13 protein-coding genes are annotated in these 15,589 nt (G+C 68.3%); 5 read left to right on the plus strand and 8 right to left on the minus strand.

The features are described 5' to 3' along the window. The first annotated feature begins 27 nt into the window (after positions 1-27). The 5 genes from AB0313_RS17700 to AB0313_RS17720 all read left to right on the plus strand — a co-directional run bounded on the left by AB0313_RS17700 (position 28) and on the right by AB0313_RS17720 (position 6,778). Positions 28-1,125, plus strand: a complete 1,098-nt coding sequence (locus AB0313_RS17700) for a low specificity L-threonine aldolase (protein WP_366307144.1) — start codon at positions 28-30, stop codon at positions 1,123-1,125. 58 nt (positions 1,126-1,183) lie between these two features. Next, positions 1,184-1,870, plus strand: coding sequence for a DUF3000 domain-containing protein (locus tag AB0313_RS17705; RefSeq protein WP_366307146.1), 687 nt, complete (start codon positions 1,184-1,186; stop codon positions 1,868-1,870). 12 nt (positions 1,871-1,882) lie between these two features. Then, the gene (locus AB0313_RS17710; RefSeq protein WP_141940943.1) at positions 1,883-3,217 is read left to right on the plus strand and encodes an HRDC domain-containing protein; all 1,335 of its coding nucleotides are present in this window, start codon (positions 1,883-1,885) and stop codon (positions 3,215-3,217) included. A gap of 121 nt (positions 3,218-3,338) precedes the next feature. Then, on the plus strand, positions 3,339-4,619 hold the full coding sequence (locus AB0313_RS17715; RefSeq protein ID WP_307309014.1) for an acetyl-CoA C-acyltransferase: 1,281 nt from the start codon (positions 3,339-3,341) through the stop codon (positions 4,617-4,619). Then, complete coding sequence (locus AB0313_RS17720) at positions 4,616-6,778, plus strand: 3-hydroxyacyl-CoA dehydrogenase NAD-binding domain-containing protein (protein ID WP_366307148.1); 2,163 nt, start codon at positions 4,616-4,618, stop codon at positions 6,776-6,778. The genes AB0313_RS17715 and AB0313_RS17720 overlap by 4 nt, the downstream gene beginning before the upstream one ends. Before the next feature lie 4 nt (positions 6,779-6,782). Here the strand turns inward: AB0313_RS17720 and AB0313_RS17725 are convergent, their stop codons facing one another. The 8 genes from AB0313_RS17725 to dxs form a co-directional block, all read right to left on the minus strand. After that, entirely contained in the window at positions 6,783-8,399 is a 1,617-nt protein-coding gene (locus AB0313_RS17725) for an ATP-binding cassette domain-containing protein (protein ID WP_366307150.1), read from the minus strand. Then, positions 8,392-9,180, minus strand: a complete 789-nt coding sequence (locus tag AB0313_RS17730) for an energy-coupling factor transporter transmembrane component T (protein ID WP_366307152.1) — start codon at positions 9,178-9,180, stop codon at positions 8,392-8,394. The genes AB0313_RS17725 and AB0313_RS17730 overlap by 8 nt, the downstream gene beginning before the upstream one ends. A 10-nt stretch (positions 9,181-9,190) precedes the next feature. Further along, on the minus strand, positions 9,191-10,081 hold the full coding sequence (locus AB0313_RS17735; protein ID WP_366307154.1) for an ECF transporter S component: 891 nt from the start codon (positions 10,079-10,081) through the stop codon (positions 9,191-9,193). A gap of 145 nt (positions 10,082-10,226) precedes the next feature. Then, positions 10,227-11,252 carry a nucleoside hydrolase gene (locus AB0313_RS17740; RefSeq protein WP_366307156.1) on the minus strand — a complete coding sequence of 342 codons (1,026 nt, stop codon included), beginning with the start codon at positions 11,250-11,252 and terminating at the stop codon, positions 10,227-10,229. A 6-nt stretch (positions 11,253-11,258) separates the two neighbouring features. Further along, complete coding sequence (locus AB0313_RS17745) at positions 11,259-12,236, minus strand: aldo/keto reductase (RefSeq protein WP_366307158.1); 978 nt, start codon at positions 12,234-12,236, stop codon at positions 11,259-11,261. Positions 12,237-12,245: 9 nt separating this feature from the next. Further along, positions 12,246-12,806 carry a hypothetical protein gene (locus AB0313_RS17750; RefSeq protein ID WP_141940936.1) on the minus strand — a complete coding sequence of 187 codons (561 nt, stop codon included), beginning with the start codon at positions 12,804-12,806 and terminating at the stop codon, positions 12,246-12,248. Further along, the gene (locus tag AB0313_RS17755) at positions 12,803-13,423 is read right to left on the minus strand and encodes a YgaC family protein (RefSeq protein WP_174237491.1); all 621 of its coding nucleotides are present in this window, start codon (positions 13,421-13,423) and stop codon (positions 12,803-12,805) included. Before AB0313_RS17755 ends, AB0313_RS17750 begins: the two co-directional genes overlap by 4 nt. Continuing rightward, the gene (dxs, locus tag AB0313_RS17760; RefSeq protein ID WP_366307160.1) at positions 13,420-15,396 is read right to left on the minus strand and encodes a 1-deoxy-D-xylulose-5-phosphate synthase; all 1,977 of its coding nucleotides are present in this window, start codon (positions 15,394-15,396) and stop codon (positions 13,420-13,422) included. Before dxs ends, AB0313_RS17755 begins: the two co-directional genes overlap by 4 nt. Positions 15,397-15,589 lie beyond the last annotated feature (193 nt).

The raw sequence follows: 15,589 nt of genomic DNA on the forward strand, positions 1-15,589 counted from the left end.
ACCTACACTGAAAGCGTGAGCAATCCCATGACGACAACAGCAGAAACCGGCGCGGCGCTGCGGCTCCACGACCCCAACGTCCGAGGCTTCGCCTCCGACAACTACTCCGGCGTCCACCCGGAGGTCCTGGCGGCGCTCGCTGCGGCCAACGGGGGGCACCAGGTCTCTTATGGCGAGGACGACTACACCGCGCGCCTGCAGGAACTGATGGTTGAACACTTTGGCCCCGGCATCGAATGCTTCCCGGTATTCAACGGCACCGGCGCCAATGTCCTGTCACTGCAGTCACTGCTCCCCCGCTGGGGTGCGGTGGTGTGCGCCTCCACCGCGCACATCAACATGGACGAGAACGGCGCCCCGGAGCGCATCGGCGGCCTCAAGCTCCTGCACGTCCCCACGCCGGACGGCAAACTGACCCCCGAGCTGATCGACCGTGAAGCCTGGGGCTGGGGAGACGAGCATCGCGCCCAGCCGCTCGCCGTCTCCATCACCCAGACCACGGAACTGGGCACCTGCTACACCCCGGACGAGGTGCGCGCCATTGCCACGCACGCGCATGCCAAGGGAATGAAGCTGCACATGGACGGTGCCCGGCTGGCCAATGCGGCCGCCCACCTGGGCGTGCCGCTGCGCGCCTTCACCCGGGATGCCGGGGTGGACATCCTGTCCTTTGGGGGTACCAAGAACGGACTGCTCTTCGGCGAAGTGGTGGTGGCCCTGAACCCGGAGGCAGCTCACGGCCTGGTCTACCTGCGCAAGATGGACATGCAGCTGGCCTCCAAGATGCGCTTCATGTCCGCCCAGTTCGTCGCCCTGCTGGAAGGCGACCTCTGGCTGCGCTCGGCTTCGCATGCCAACGCCATGGCCACCCGGCTGCGCGCCGCCGTGGACACCATCGAGGACGTCCGGCCCACGCAAAAGACCGAGTCCAACGGCGTCTTCGCCATCCTGCCACCCGGCGTGGCCGACAGGCTGCGCAGTTCCTTCCGGTTCTACGACTGGGACGAGGCCGCAGGGGAAGTCCGGTGGATGTGTTCCTTTGACACCACGGAGGAGGATGTCGATTCCTTTGCTGCCGCAATCCGCCATGAACTGCGGGATTACCAGGACGGCCAGGCCCGCTGACGGGCGACCGACGGCGAGCCTTCCGGCCCCGCCCCGCCCCGGCCCGTAATCTGCCAAGGTGAACGCACTTGACCAGGTTCCCCAGGATTTTCTCCACGCCTTGGGAACCCTCAGGAAAGCCCGCTGCCGCAAGGAACTGCGCCTCGCAGAGATCCCTGCCCCCGCTCGGCTGGCACCCTTCGCCGTCGCGCTGGGCGCCGAAGTTATGGCACCCGGCTCCGGCACCCCTTCCACACCCGTCCACGGACCGGCGGCATTGGCTTTCGCAGCCGCGTCCGGAACCTCTGCCGCCACCCCGGACGACGACGAAACGGAGCTGGCAACGGGCCGTTTCATCCTGCTGCATGACCCTGACGGCTCAGCGGTCTGGGACGGGGAATTCCGGATCGTCACCTACATCCGGGCCGAACTGGAACCGGAAATGGGCAACGACCAGATGCTGGGAACAGTGGCCTGGACCTGGCTGGTGGAGGCGTTGGAAAACCACCATGCGGACTACCGGGCAGCAGGCGGCACGGCCACCCGCGTCCTCTCCGAAAGCTTCGGCACCCTGGCCGAAAGGCCGGGGTCGATCGACATCGAACTCCGCGCTTCCTGGACCCCCGCCTCCTCCGATGTCCAGGCCCACCTCGAAGCGTGGTCCGACATGGTGTGCACGTTCGCCGGCCTCCCGCCGCTACCCGACGGCGTGACCGCGCTCCCGCCCCGGCGCAGACAGCAGAATGGTTATGGAACTGGCCGGTAAACTGGGGGCATCATGACCCCAAACATTCCGGAAAACACCACAGCCGGCGTCCCGGCTGCTGCTGCCGCACCCCACATCACGGTGGAGGGCTTTGACAGCCCCATCCCCGAAATCATTGACCTGGACTCCCCCAGGGACGGTGTTCCGCTGGTCATCGAGACCCAGTCCGGCCTGGAGCGGTGCGCCGCCGCCATCGCCGCGGGCACCGGGCCCGCCGGCGTGGACGCGGAGCGCGCCTCCGGATTCCGCTACGGGCAACGCGCGTTCCTGGTCCAGATCAGGCGCGAAGGAGCCGGGACCTGGCTGATAGATCCGGAACCGTTCGGGAACCTGGGCATCATCAACGACGCCCTCCGCGGCGTCGAATGGATCCTGCACGCCGCCACCCAGGACCTGCCGTGCCTCTCCGAACTTGGCATGTGGCCGGACAAGCTCTTCGACACGGAGCTCGCCGCACGCCTGGCCGGACTCCCCCGGGTGGGGCTCGCCGCCGTCATCGAACAGCTGCTGGGATTCGGGCTGGCCAAGGAACACTCTGCCGCCGACTGGTCCACCCGTCCCCTGCCGGAGCCTTGGCTGCGCTACGCCGCGCTGGACGTCGAAGTCCTCACCGAGCTGCGCGAGGAACTGATCGAGCTGCTGCAGGCCGATGGCAAGCTTGAGTACGCCGAACAGGAATTCGCCGCCATCCTGGAAGCGGGCGTCGCTCCCCCGCGGGTTGACCCATGGCGCAAGACCTCCGGCCTGCACCAGATCAGGGACCGCCGGCAGCTCGCCGCGGTCCGCGAGCTGTGGCTGGAACGCGATTCGCTGGCGCAAAAACGGGACGTGGCGCCGGGCAGGCTGCTTCCCGACTCCGCCCTGGTAGCGGCCGCGAAGGCTATGCCCTCCACGGTCCCGCAGCTGCTCACCACCAAGGGATTCCACGGCCGTGCCGCCCAGCGCGAAGCCCCGCGCTGGCTGCGCTGCATATCGGCGGCCCGCGCCCTTGACGACCTGCCGCCGCTGCACCTGGCCACCAATGCCCCGCCGCCGCCGCGGGTCTGGGCAGACCGCGACCCTGAAGCGGCCGCGCGCCTCGGCACCGCCCGGCCACTGCTGCAGGCAAAGGCCGAGGAACTGAACCTTCCACTGGAAAACCTCCTGACACCCGACTACCTCCGCCGCGTTGCCTGGCGGCCACCGGCAGAGGTCACCGAAGAGTCCGTCTCCGCCGAGCTGCGGGCATTTGGCGCCCGGCAGTGGCAGGTGGAGCTCACGGCCCCCCTGATTACGGCCGCGTTCCTGAACCCGCAGCCGCTGCCACGCAAGGAGTCCAAGGCCTCCGCAGGCGCGGGGAGCCAGTAAGCGTCTCCGGCCAGCCCTTGCGGGCTAAGTTACTCACGAGTAACATCGGTGTGACCCACGTCAGGTTGCTGCCGCCTTCCGGCATGCACCCGGCGCGCTACGTCTCGATGAGGAGTAACACGTGAGCCAGCACGGAAACGGCGCATCCCCGCGCACTGTCCGCGACGTCGTCTTTGTGGACGGCATCCGCACACCCTTCGGCAGGGCCGGCGAGAAAGGAATCTACGCCGGAACCCGCGCCGACGACCTGATCGTGAAGTGCATCCGCGGCCTGCTGCGCCGCAACCCGTCCCTGCCGGCGGAGCGCATTGACGAAGTGGCCATTGCCGCCACCACCCAGACCGGTGACCAGGGCCTTACCCTTGGCCGCACCGCCGCGCTGCTGGCGGGCCTTCCGCGCACGGTCCCGGGCTTTGCCATTGACCGCATGTGCGCCGGTGCCATGACCGCCGTCACCACCACCGCAGGCGGCATCGGCTTCGGCGCCTACGACGTGGTGATTGCCGGCGGCGTGGAACACATGGGCCACCATCCCATGGGCTCCGGTGCTGACCCCAACCCGCGGTTCATGTCCGAGCGGCTGGTGGACCCTGCCGCCCTGAACATGGGAAACACGGCCGAAAACCTGCACGACCGTTTCCCCGCCATCACCAAGCAGCGCACGGACGCCTACGCCGTTGCTTCGCAGGACAAGCTTGCCGCGGCCTACCGTGACGGGAAAGTCCAGCCCGACCTGGTCCCGGTTGCGGCCCGGAAGCCCGGGGAAGGCTGGACCGTCCACAGCAAGGACGAACCTCCCCGTCCCGGCACCACCCTGGATGACCTCGCCGGACTGCGCACGCCGTTCCGCGCCCACGGCCGGGTCACGGCCGGGAACGCAGCGGGACTCAACGACGGCGCCACTGCCGCGGTCCTGGCGTCCTCAGACACCGCCGCCGAGCTGGGACTGCCCGTGAAGATGCGTTTGGTCAGCTACGCCTACGCGGGCGTGGAGCCGGAGGTCATGGGCATCGGCCCGGTGCCCGCCACCGAGAAGGCACTGCGGAACGCGGGACTGACGATCGACGACATCGGCCTGTTCGAGATCAATGAGGCGTTTGCCGTCCAGGTCCTGAGCTTCCTTGACCATTACGGCATTGCCGACGACGACCCCCGTGTCAACCGCTACGGCGGCGCCATCGCCGTGGGACACCCCCTCGCGTCCTCCGGTGTCCGGCTGATGATCCAGCTGGCGCGCCAGTTCGAAGAGGACCCGTCCGTGCGCTACGGCATCACCACCATGTGCGTGGGCCTGGGCATGGGCGGCACCGTGATCTGGGAAAACCCGCACCACCCCGACTACAGCGGCACCCCCTCGCAGGACACAACCACCGCTGCCGTTTCCGAAGGAGCCCTGGCATGAGCGCCGCAGATTTCCGCAAGTTGGCGGACCTTTTCCCCAACGAAAACGTCACCCACTCCTACGTCCAGGACATCGTCCTGCCGGCAACCGCAGGGAAACCAAGCCCGGGCACCTTCGCCCTGGTCACCCTGGACAACGACCTGGACCACACCAAGCCCACCACCCTCGGCCCCAACACCCTGGTGGAACTCGGCACCGTGCTGGAGGGCCTGCGGGAGCGCGCAGCCCGCGGCGAAATCGTGGGCGTCGGCGTGACCGGCAAACCCCACTACCTGGTGGCCGGGGCCGACCTTTCCGCCGTGAAATCGCTGGAAAAGCGCGAGCACGGGCTGTGGATGGCCCAACTGGGACACGACGTTTATGCCACCCTGGCAAACCTGGGCGTCCCCAGCTTCGCCTTCATCAACGGCGCTGCCCTGGGCGGTGGACTGGAGATCGCCCTCCAGTCCACCTACCGCACAGTGTCCACCGGAGCAGGCGCCCTGGCGCTGCCCGAGGCTTTCCTGGGCCTGGTGCCCGGCTGGGGCGGCGTATACATCCTCCCCCGCCTGGTGGGACCGGAAAATGCCGTCAAGGTCATGATCGAGAACCCGCTCAGCAACAACCGCGCCCTCTCCGGCAGCCAGGCATTCGGCCTTGGCATCGCGGACGCCCTCTTCGAGCCGGCCGACTTCCTGGAGCAGTCGCTGGCCTGGGCTGCAGGCGTCATCTCCGGCGAGGTGGTCCCGGAGCGCGCCAACGCCGTCGACCCCTCCTCCCCGGACAGCGAAGCCCGCTGGACCGCCGCGGTGGAAGCCGGCCGCAAATTCGTCGAAGCCAAGACCTCCAATGCCTCCCCCGCGCCCGCGAAGGTCCTGGACCTCCTGGAGGCCAACCGCAGCATGACAGCAGCGGAATCCGCGGCGCTGGAATGCGAAACCCTGGCTGACCTCATGCAGACGGACGAGTTCCGCTCCACGGTCTACGCTTTCCTCGACCTGGTGCAGAAGCGCGGCAAACGGCCCGCCGGGGCCCCCGACCGGAAGCTGGCCCGCCCCGTCACGAAAGTGGGTGTGGTGGGCGCCGGCCTGATGGCCGGCCAGCTTGCCCTGCTGTTCGCCCGCCAGTTGAAGGTGCCGGTGGTCCTGACCGACATCGACCAGGCGCGGGTGGACAAGGGCGTGGCCTACGTCCATGGCGAAGTGGACAAGCTGCTGGCGAAGAAGCGCGTCAGCCAGGACGCTGCCAACCGCACCAAGGCGCTGGTGACGGGGTCCGTGTCCAAGGATGCCTTCGCCGACGCCGACTTCGTGATCGAGGCGGTCTTCGAGGAACTGCACATCAAGAAGCAGGTGTTCGCCGAACTGGAGGGCATCGTGGCGCCGGAGTGCATTCTTGCCACCAACACGTCCTCCCTCTCGGTGACGGAAATGGCTGCGGACCTCAAGCACCCCGGGCGTCTGGTGGGCTTCCACTTCTTCAACCCGGTGGCTGTCATGCCGCTGCTGGAGATCGTCCGTGCCCCGCGGACCGACGATGCGGTGCTCGCCACCGCCTTCGAGCTGGCCAAGGCACTGAAGAAGACCGGCGTGCTGGTCAAGGATGCCGCCGCGTTCGTGGTCAACCGCATCCTGCTGCGGCTCATGGGCGAAGTCACGGCGGCCTTCGACGAAGGCACCCCGGCAGAGGTGGCCGATAACGCGCTGCGGCCCATGGGCCTGCCCATGACGCCCTTCACGCTGCTGGCCATGGTGGGCCTGCCCGTGGCGCAGCATGTCCAGGAGTCGCTGCACGCCGCCTTCGGCGACCGCTTCCCCGTCTCCACCAACCTGAAGAAGCTCATCGACAACAACGTCAAGGCGCTCTGGGAGGCAGCCCCGGACGGCTCCCGGGCCATCCCGGAGTCGACGCTGGAGCTGATGTCCTTTGGCTCCAGCCCCTCCACGGGAGAGCAGGTGCTGCTCCGCGTTCAGGATGCCCTGGCTGAAGAAATCGGCCTGATGCTTGACGAGGGCGTGGTGGCCGGCCCGGAGGACATCGACCTCTGCATGATCCTCGGGGCCGGCTGGCCCATGTTCCTGGGCGGCATCACCCCCTACCTGGACCGGGTGGGCGCCTCGGAGCGGGTAAACGGCAGACGGTTCCTGGCAGCGGGTATCGCTGCCCCCGCCAAGGGGTAGCCGGTCAGGCCGGCAGCAGCCGGCCGCCGTCGAGCGCCACGATGTGGTGCGCCGCCGAGCGTGCGTAGCCCAAGTCATGGGTGACCAGCACGACGGCGGCGCCCTCCGCCGCTGCCGACCCTACGGCTGCGTCGAGCAGGGCCAGCCCGTCGCCGTCCAGCGCCACCGTCGGCTCATCGAGGGCCAGGACGGCCGGCTTCCGGGCCAGGACGGTGGCCAGCGCCAGGAGGCGCTGGGCCGAGGCCGGCAATTCCGCTGGATGCTCTTCAGCCATGTCAGCCAGGCCCACTGCCTGGAGTGCTGCGGCCCCCCGGTCCTCTGCCGTTGCCCGGCCAACCAGGTGTTCCAAGCCGAACCCGACTTCCCGGCGCACTGTCCGCTCGAACAACTGGTCGCGCGGCTGCTGGAACAGCAGGCCCACCAACGCAGCGGCCCGCCCCACCGGGGTCCCTTCAATGTCCGTGCCGCAGACCGCCACCGTGCCCGAGGTGGGGCGCAGCAGCCCATTGAAGTGGCGCAGGAGCGTGGACTTGCCGGCGCCGTTGGGCCCGGTGATGGCCACGATTTCCCCGGGGTGCACGGCCAGGGAGATGTCCTGCAGCACCAGCGGCCCCCGGTCGCGTTTCCCGGGCGGCCGCCGTTTCGGCCGTGTTCTTCCACTTGCCGGCGTTTGGGGGTATGTAAAGGACACGTTGCGAAGCTGCAGCGCCGGTGCCGCGGGCTGGTGCGGTGAGGGCCGGCGCATGCGCGGCGACACCCCCTCCTGCACTTCGGCGCCGCCTTGCCCGCCGGCGCGCCGGACCGCGGCCGGCAGCACTCCTGACGTGGGTCCCATTGCCCCCGGCCGCCCGCTGGCCAGGATGGTCCCGCCTGACAGCACCACCCAGGTGCCGGCTTCCTCAAGCAACGGTTCAACCGTCTGGCTGAGGATTACGACGGCGGTGCCGTGCTTGAGGAGGCTACGGACCACGGCGGCCAGGTCATCCACGCCTGCCGCGTCCAGGGAGGCAAAAGGCTCGTCCATGACCAGCACCGGAGGTCCGGCAATGATGGCGCAGCCAATGGCGAGCCGCCGCAACTGGCCGCCCGAAAGCAGCGCAGGGTCGTGGCCCAGCTGGCCCGTAAGTCCCAGCAGCCGGGCCGTATGTTCCACCGCAGCCTTCATCGCTGCCGGTTCCGTGCCGGCATTTTCCAGGCCAAATGCCAGTTCTTCGGCCACCGTGGCACGGACCGTGGAGAGAACGGCAGCCGGGTCCTGCGGGACGAAACCAACCTGCCTGCCCCACTGGGCCGGGTTGATCCGCGGGTCCTGCGGGCCGCCGTCGAACTCCAGCCGGGTGCCGGACAGCTCCAGGAACCCTGCCAGCGTGCCGTAGGCGCCCGGGGGCAGCCAGCCGGCAAGCAGACGGCCCAGGGTGGACTTGCCGCTCCCGGAGCCGCCCAGGACAGCTGTGAGCGAACCTGGCGCAAAGGAAACAGCGATGTCGCGCAGTGCCGGGACGCGCCCGTCGTGGAAGGAGAAGTCCCGGATACCGGCAGCCAACACCGGCCGGAGTGAGGGGCCCCTGTTGCCGGTACGGGCTGCGTTCTCCGGACCGCCCGCGGTGATGCTCTCAGGCACCCGATGCCGCCTGCACCACGCGGAGGACCACTGCTGCCAGTGCCGCCAGTACCAGGATGGCCCGTACCGTGCGCTGGGCAATGGAATCGGGCACCTCCCGGTAGCTGGTCCGCGGCCCGGGGCTGCTCAGTCCACGCGCCTCCAGGGCGGCGGCCCTGGTCCCCGCATCCTCGATCAGGGCCAGGACCAGGGGTATGGCCTGCAGCCGGAAGGCGGCAATCCTGGATACCAGGCTCCGGGAGATGACCAGGCCGCGGGCTTCCTGCGCCTGCCGGATCCGCCGCGCCCGCAGCCCGATGGCCGGCAGCAGGGTCAGGGTAGACGCCAGCACGAAGGCGAACCGGCCCTGCACTCCGCGGGCCGACATCGCCGCTACGAGGTCCGGGACGCTGACGCTGAACGAAAACAGCAGCAGGGCCACCACCACGGCCGCCAGCTGCAGGATGCGTTGGCCGGCGAAGTCCAGACCCTCTGCCGTGATGCGGGCAGGGCCCCACGCCGCCAGGACGGTCCTTCCCTCGGGGAAAAACAAGCCGTGCAGCGCCAGGAGTGACAGGCCAAGCGGGACCATGACTGCCGCGGCGGCCGGCACGACGCGGCGGGCGTTGCCGCCCGCCACCGACAGGCCAAGGCAGGCGGCAATGACGGCAACTGACAGCGGCCAGCTTGCTGCCGCCGTCGTAATGACCGCAGTGCTTCCGGCGGCGGCCAGCCGGGTCAGCGGATTGAGCCGCTCCCGCCTGGCCGGCGCCGGGGCGCCTCCTGCCGCGGATACTGTCACGGTGTCAGCGTCAGCCGTTCCGCGCGGACCCGTGGGTTGAACCCGGTGCCGGGCCGGAGGCGCTGCCGCTGGCCGGCTCGTTCAGCCCGGTTTTCGTGGCCGCACTGTCACCGGCGAGGACCCGGTGGCGCCGGATGAAGGGGAACTGCTGCCGTACGCGCCGGGGCAGCGCGTAGACCAGGAGGGCCACGATGGTGAACACAATGGCCTTGTCCATGGGGTCGGAGATCAGTGCCTGCTTGGTGATGGCGGCCAGGAGGGTGTCGCCCATGGCGCGGAAGGCGCTGACGATCGCGCCGGTGGCGACGCCGGAAGTACCGCCGAAGACAAAAGCAGCCACGGGCGCGGACACCACGCCGGCAATGATTCCGGTGACGAAGCCGGCGACCGGCGCCAGGTAAAACCGGCGGAAGAGGCCGTACCGTGCTGCCAGCCCGGCCAGGCAGCCGATGAGCGCAGCGCTGGCGGCAAACGGAAGCACGGTGGGGTTGAAGAAGGACCAGACAATGCTGCCCAGGGCGCCGGTTGCGGCGCCGGCGGCCGGGCCGGCCAGGACCGCGATCAGCACGGTGCCGATGGCGTCGAGGTAGAACGGCACCAGCGTGCTGCCAACGAACTGGCCGAGCACGATGTTGAGGACCAGGGCCACCGGGATCAGCACCAGGGTGGAAGCGGGCAGGGTGGGCAGGACGGCGACGATCAGCAGCACTGCGCCGGCGAGGAAGCCGGTAAGGGCAATCAGGGCAGAGGCGCTGCCCGGGCCGCCAGTGATGTCTGCAGGCTGGTTGAGGACCAGGTAGACGTAGGTGGCTGCGATGGCCAGCGCGCCGAGGATTTCCAGCAGCCGGCGGCGGGCCGCCGGGCGTTCCTGGGCCGGGAGCGTCAGGGAGGACGATGACATGGGGAATGTTCCTTTGGGTGCGGGCAGTTGCCCGGCAGTACCGGGCTGGGTGTCGCTGCCTATGTCACCTCGGCAGCAGCCGGCGGCAACTGCGCCGGGCCGGTCCGCAGCCCATTCTACCGGCGATTTCCCCGCCGGGGGCCTTTCATCCCACGCGCCGGGCAAGGTTCCCGACAGCGGATACCAGCTCCCGGAACGCCTGCTGCGGATTGTTGCCGGACACGATCCTGGCATTCGGCGCGGCGCCCCACAGGCCCCGGAAGTCCGCCACGGTGGTCCCCACCAGGAGCGGCGAATCCGTTTCGACGTCGACGGTGGCAGGGCGGTCGGTGTACTCCACAGTGCCGGCGGCTACTCCGGCAGCGAAAAAGTCGTGGACGTGAGCGATATACCCCTGGTCGTAGAGGCGGTGGAACTCGAAGTAGAACCGCAGCGCGTCGGAAAGGTGCCTGATGAGGGTGTTGTCGGAGGTACTGCGACGGCCTTCCGGGTCTTCAGGGAGTACCAGTTCCGGGACGGCGGCGCCCGCCGCTTCGGCGAGGGCTTTGATGTGGGCCGGGTGCAGCTCCACGCTCTCGGTGGTGTCCAGGGAGCAGACGATGGGCAGTTTCTCCAGCGGCAGGCCCCGGTACGCGGCGTAGACCTCCTTCGCGGCGTGGGGATCCACGTGGGTGTTCCACTCGGCCGTGGGGGTGGTGTTGCCCTGGTGGTAGAAAGCGCCGCCCATGATCACCACCTTGGCCAGGAGGCGGGGAAGTTCCGGTTCCTTCCGCAGTGCCAGGGCGAAGTTGGTCAGCGGGGCCGTGATGAGCGCCGTGAGCTCCCCCGGCCTGGCCCTGGCGTGATCGATCCAAAGATCCACCGCGTTCCGGGGACTAAGCCGGCCGGACGGTTCAGGCAGCACGGCGTACCCGATGCCCTGGGGTCCGTGCGTCTCCGGCGTGGTCAGCAGCGGAATGGACAGTGGCTTTCGCGCACCGATGGCCACCTGCACGCCAGGCCGACCGCACAGTTCCAGCAGCGCCAGGGTGTTGCGTGCAACCTGGTCGGCATCGACGTTCCCCGGCGTCGCCGTGACGGCCACGAACTCGGTGTCCGGAAGGGCGGCAAGGTAGGCCAGGGCCAGTGCGTCGTCGATGCCGGTATCGACATCCAGCAGGTAGGCGGGCACGGCTGCCTAGAAGAGTGCCACCTTGGGCACCGCGGGGAAGATGTCATCCAGGGCGGCGAGGTCTTCCGGGGTGGGGGTCCAGCTTGCAGCTTCGGCATTCTGCCGGACCTGTTCCGGCCTGGTGGCGCCCGCGATGACGCTGGCCACTGCAGGTTGGGCGGCCAGCCAGGAAAAGGCAACCTCGATCTCGGTCAGGCCGCGTTCCTTTGCGAAGGCGCTGTACTTTCCCAGCTGGTCCCAGTCGGCCTCGTCCACCATGGCGGTGCGGGTGTGGCTGAGGCGTGACCCCTCGGGTGCGTGGCCCGGCGAGTACTTGCCGGTGAGCAGCCCGTTGGCAAGCGGGAAGTACGGCAGCACGCCCAGGCCAAACTCCTCGGCGGCCGGGGTCACTTCGAGCTCGGCGCGCCGGTCCAGGAGGTTGTAGTGGTTCTGCGAGGAAATGAACCGGGACGTGCCCAGTTCGCGGGCCACGTATTCCGCCTGTGCGATCTGCCAGCCGGACCGGTTGGAGTGCCCGACGTACCGGACCTTGCCGCTGCGCACAAGGGTGTCCAGGGCTGCCAGGGTCTCGTCGATGGGCGTCAGCGGGTCAGGGGTGTGGAACTGGTAGAGGTCAATCCAGTCGGTGCCGAGCCGCCGCAGCGAGGCCTCAACCGTCTGCATGATGTACCGCCGGGAGCCGCGGGCGCCGAAGTCAGGACCATTGGCGCCCTTGGCGTCCATCCCGAACTTGGTGGCCAGGACCACGTCCCCACGCCGCCCGCCAAGGGCCTTCCCGAGCATGGTCTCGCTGAGGCCCGGTTCGCGTCCGTAAGTATCGGCAACATCGAACAGGGTGATCCCGGCGTCGATTGCGGCGTTGACGACGGCGTCAGTGGCCTCCTGCGATTCGGTGGCGGTGTTCGCCCGGCCCAGGTTGTTGCAGCCCAGGCCCACGGTGGAGACGGTGAGGCCCGATTTTCCGAGGCGGCGGTAACTGGTCAAGAGCGTCTCCTAAAGGCTGAAGCTGCTGGCGGGCTTGGCTGAGTGCTTGAGTCTGTAGCGGTCCGGGTCACTGTGGGGCGCGGCGCCGATGCTGAGCTTGGTGAAGTCCAGGTCCTCCCCGCGGATGCAGACCTTGATGGCGTTGACTGCCTTGTTCACGTCCGGGCACAGGCAGAAGATATTGAGCTTGTAGTCGGTGAATTCCGAGCGCTCCACAGTCCCCAGGCCGCGCCATGCCAGGTGGCTGATCAGGGCGTCCTTGGCCTTTTGCTCCAGGTAACGGTCCCGGTCGGTGCCTTCCCTGGACTTGAGCGCGAACTGGGCCACCACCCAGAACTGCTCTTCGGCGGGAATTTCGGCGTATCCGTCCTCCGCGCACTGTGCGGCGAAGGCGTCCAGCAGGCCCTCGGCAGCGGCGGCATCAGCGACGTCCGTCTCTTCCGTCTTGCTTTGGTGCCCCACCGCACCGAAGTTCATGACGAACTGCGAGTAGTCCTCGTCGAACCACGCCTCCCGGAACTGGAGGGCGCCCTCGTCGTCGCGCTTGTAGACCCTGACTATGCCGCTCATATGTTGCGTCCTTTGGTAAACCATTCGACGTCGGTGCCGTCGAATGGCGCTTGCTGCGCCGTCACTGCATGGAAAAGATCGTCCGCGGCGGCCTGGATGTCCTGGATCAGCCGCTCCGGGTAGTGCATCGACACGCTGTGCTCCGCAAATTCGTCCTGGTCATCGATGAAGACGCCCCGGGCGGCGGTCCGGATGACGTCCAGGTCCATATCGATCACGTGGAACTCGGTCACGGTGGGCCGGATGTGCGTCCACTCGTGCCCGACCGCCAGGTCGATATAGACCCGCACGCCGGCCGGATGCGCCGAGTCGTAGAACGTGGCTACCCAGTCTCCCTGGCGGGGCACCAGCAGGACGGCGTCCGAGCGAGTGTAAAAGGCGGCGCCGGGGCGGGAGCAGAACTCGTTGGTGCCCTGGAAGATCCACCACCCATGCAGGTCCTCGCCCAGGTACCGCCCGGGCACCACCCAGTGGGCCTTGCCGTTCCACTTCCTGTTGCGGGAGACCACCAGCTGGCCCGGCTGCAGCCCGTTGGGGACGCGCGTAGTGGTGGTGTGCAGAACCGGTCCGGATTCCCCCGCAGGGCCGGGGTACTTCAGTTCGTCTTCGTCCCTCACAGGATCGGAAGGCTGCCGGTGGTGGGGTGCTGCTGCCCCGGCAAAGGCCGCGCAAAGGGGACCTTTGTTCCCAAAACCTGCGCCACGACGTCGTGCGTAATCTGCTGCGCGGTCAGTCCCACGCGCTCCAGCACCTGGTTGCGGGTGCCGTGATCCAGGAACTCGACGGGCAGGCCCACCTCGTTCAGGGCGGTGTCCACCCCGGCGGCACGCATCTCCTGCCGGATGCGCGAGCCGACGCCGCCGGCACGCACGCCGTCTTCGATGCAGACCACCAGACGGTGGTGCGAGGCCAGCGCGATGATGGAGCGGCGGACGGGAAGGACCCACCGCGGGTCCACCACGGTGGTGCTGATGCCCTGCGCACCGAGCCTGTCGGACACGTCAAGGGCCAGTTCGGACATCGCTCCGACGCTGACGATGAGCACGTCGTTTTCCGTGGAGCCGGACGGGCGGCGGGCGAGGACGTCCACACCGTCGCTCAGCCGTTCGAGGGCCTCCACCTCGGGGCCGACTGATCCCTTGGAGTAGCGGACCACGCTGGGGGCGTCGCTTATGGCCACCGCCTCGCGCAGTTCCTCGCGGAGCCGGGTGGCGTCACGCGGGGCGGCAAGGTGCAGGCCGGGGACGATCTGGACCATGGCCATGTCCCACATGCCGTGGTGGCTGGCGCCGTCCGGGCCAGTGACGCCGGCACGGTCCAGGACGATGGTGACGCCGGCCTTGTGGAGGGCGACATCCATGAGCAGCTGGTCGAAGGCCCGGTTCAGGAAGGTGGCGTAGACGGCCACCACGGGGTGCAGGCCACCGAAGGCCATGCCCGCGGCCGCGGTGAGCGCGTGCTGTTCGGCGATGCCGACGTCGATGACGCGCTGTGGGTGCTTGGCCGCGAACTTGTGCAGCCCCACCGGGATCAGCATGGCGCCGGTGATGCCGACGATGTCGTCGCGTTCGTCGGCAATGGCGGCGATCTCGTCAGCGAAGACGGAGGTCCACGACTGGGCGGCGCCCCCGCTGCCGGTGGGTTCACCGGTTTCGGGGTCGATGATGCCGACGGCATGGAACTGGTCTGCTTCATGGGCCCGTGCCGGCGCGTAGCCGTGGCCCTTCTCCGTCATGGCGTGGACGATGACCGGGCCGCCGTAGTTTTTGGCGGTGGACAGGGCGTGCTCCATGGCCTGGAGGTTATGGCCGTCCACGGGCCCGATGTATTTCATGCCGAGGTCCTCGAACATGCCCTGGGGTGCCCACCAGTCCTTGATGCCCTTCTTCATGGCATGCAGGCTCTTGTAGGTGAACTGACCCAGCGGGCCCCCGTTCTGCAGCCTCTTCTTCCACCAGTCCAGGGCGCCTTCGTAGGCGGGGGCGGCGCGGAAGGAGTCGATGGTGGGGCGCAGCGAAGCCAGATAGTCGGCGAATCCGCCCACAGTGGGGGCGTAGGACCGGCCGTTGTCATTGACGACGATGACTACGCGGCGTTTCTTGTCCGCTGCGATGTTGTTGATGGCTTCCCAGGCCATTCCACCGGTGAGGGCACCGTCGCCCACAATCGCGACGACGTGCCGGTCGCCTTCACCCGTCAGCTGGCGGGCCCGGGAGATGCCGTCGGCCCAGGAAAGGGAGGAAGAGGCGTGGGAGCTTTCTACGATGTCGTGCTCCGATTCCGCCCGGTCGGGGTAGCCGGAGAGGCCGCCCTCCTGCCTGAGGGTGCTGAAGTCCTGGCGCCCGGTAAGCAGCTTGTGGACGTAGGACTGGTGGCCCGTGTCGAAGACGATGCTGTCACGGGGCGATTCGAAAATGCGGTGCACGGCCAGCGTCAATTCCACGACGCCGAGGTTGGGTCCGAGGTGGCCGCCCGTCTGGGAGACGTTCGTGATCAGGAACTCCCTGATCTCCGAAGCCAGCTGATCCAGCTGCTCCTCGGTCAACTCGTTCAGGTCCTGCGGATTCCGGATTGTGTCCAAGATTCCCAATGACCCCTCCTTCGGGTGGTAGACGTGCCGTTTAACTCTAACGCCTCGGTCCGCGGGGCCGGACGTGGCTGAAAAGCCGAAGCCCCGGCTGGTCGGTTGAACTGGTCCCCGATTGTTGGACTCACAAATGTGTGATGTTCACTTTAGCGACTAGCGTGGGCTCTTCACGGAAGTTCCCCGCCCCCACCTTGGG

Origin of the sequence: Pseudarthrobacter sp. NPDC080039, from assembly GCF_040702335.1 — a bacterium.
Lineage (GTDB): Bacteria > Actinomycetota > Actinomycetes > Actinomycetales > Micrococcaceae > Arthrobacter > Arthrobacter enclensis_A.

What these genes read in the sequence shown, in the direction of transcription:
- AB0313_RS17700 (WP_366307144.1), top strand. Translation starts at nt 28, where the DNA reads ATGACGACAACAGCAGAAACCGGCGCGGCGCTGCGGCTCCACGACCCC.
- AB0313_RS17735 (WP_366307154.1), bottom strand. Translation starts at nt 10,081, where the DNA reads ATGTCATCGTCCTCCCTGACGCTCCCGGCCCAGGAACGCCCGGCGGCC.
- AB0313_RS17720 (WP_366307148.1), top strand. Translation starts at nt 4,616, where the DNA reads ATGAGCGCCGCAGATTTCCGCAAGTTGGCGGACCTTTTCCCCAACGAA.
- AB0313_RS17710 (WP_141940943.1), top strand. Translation starts at nt 1,883, where the DNA reads ATGACCCCAAACATTCCGGAAAACACCACAGCCGGCGTCCCGGCTGCT.
- AB0313_RS17750 (WP_141940936.1), bottom strand. Translation starts at nt 12,806, where the DNA reads ATGAGCGGCATAGTCAGGGTCTACAAGCGCGACGACGAGGGCGCCCTC.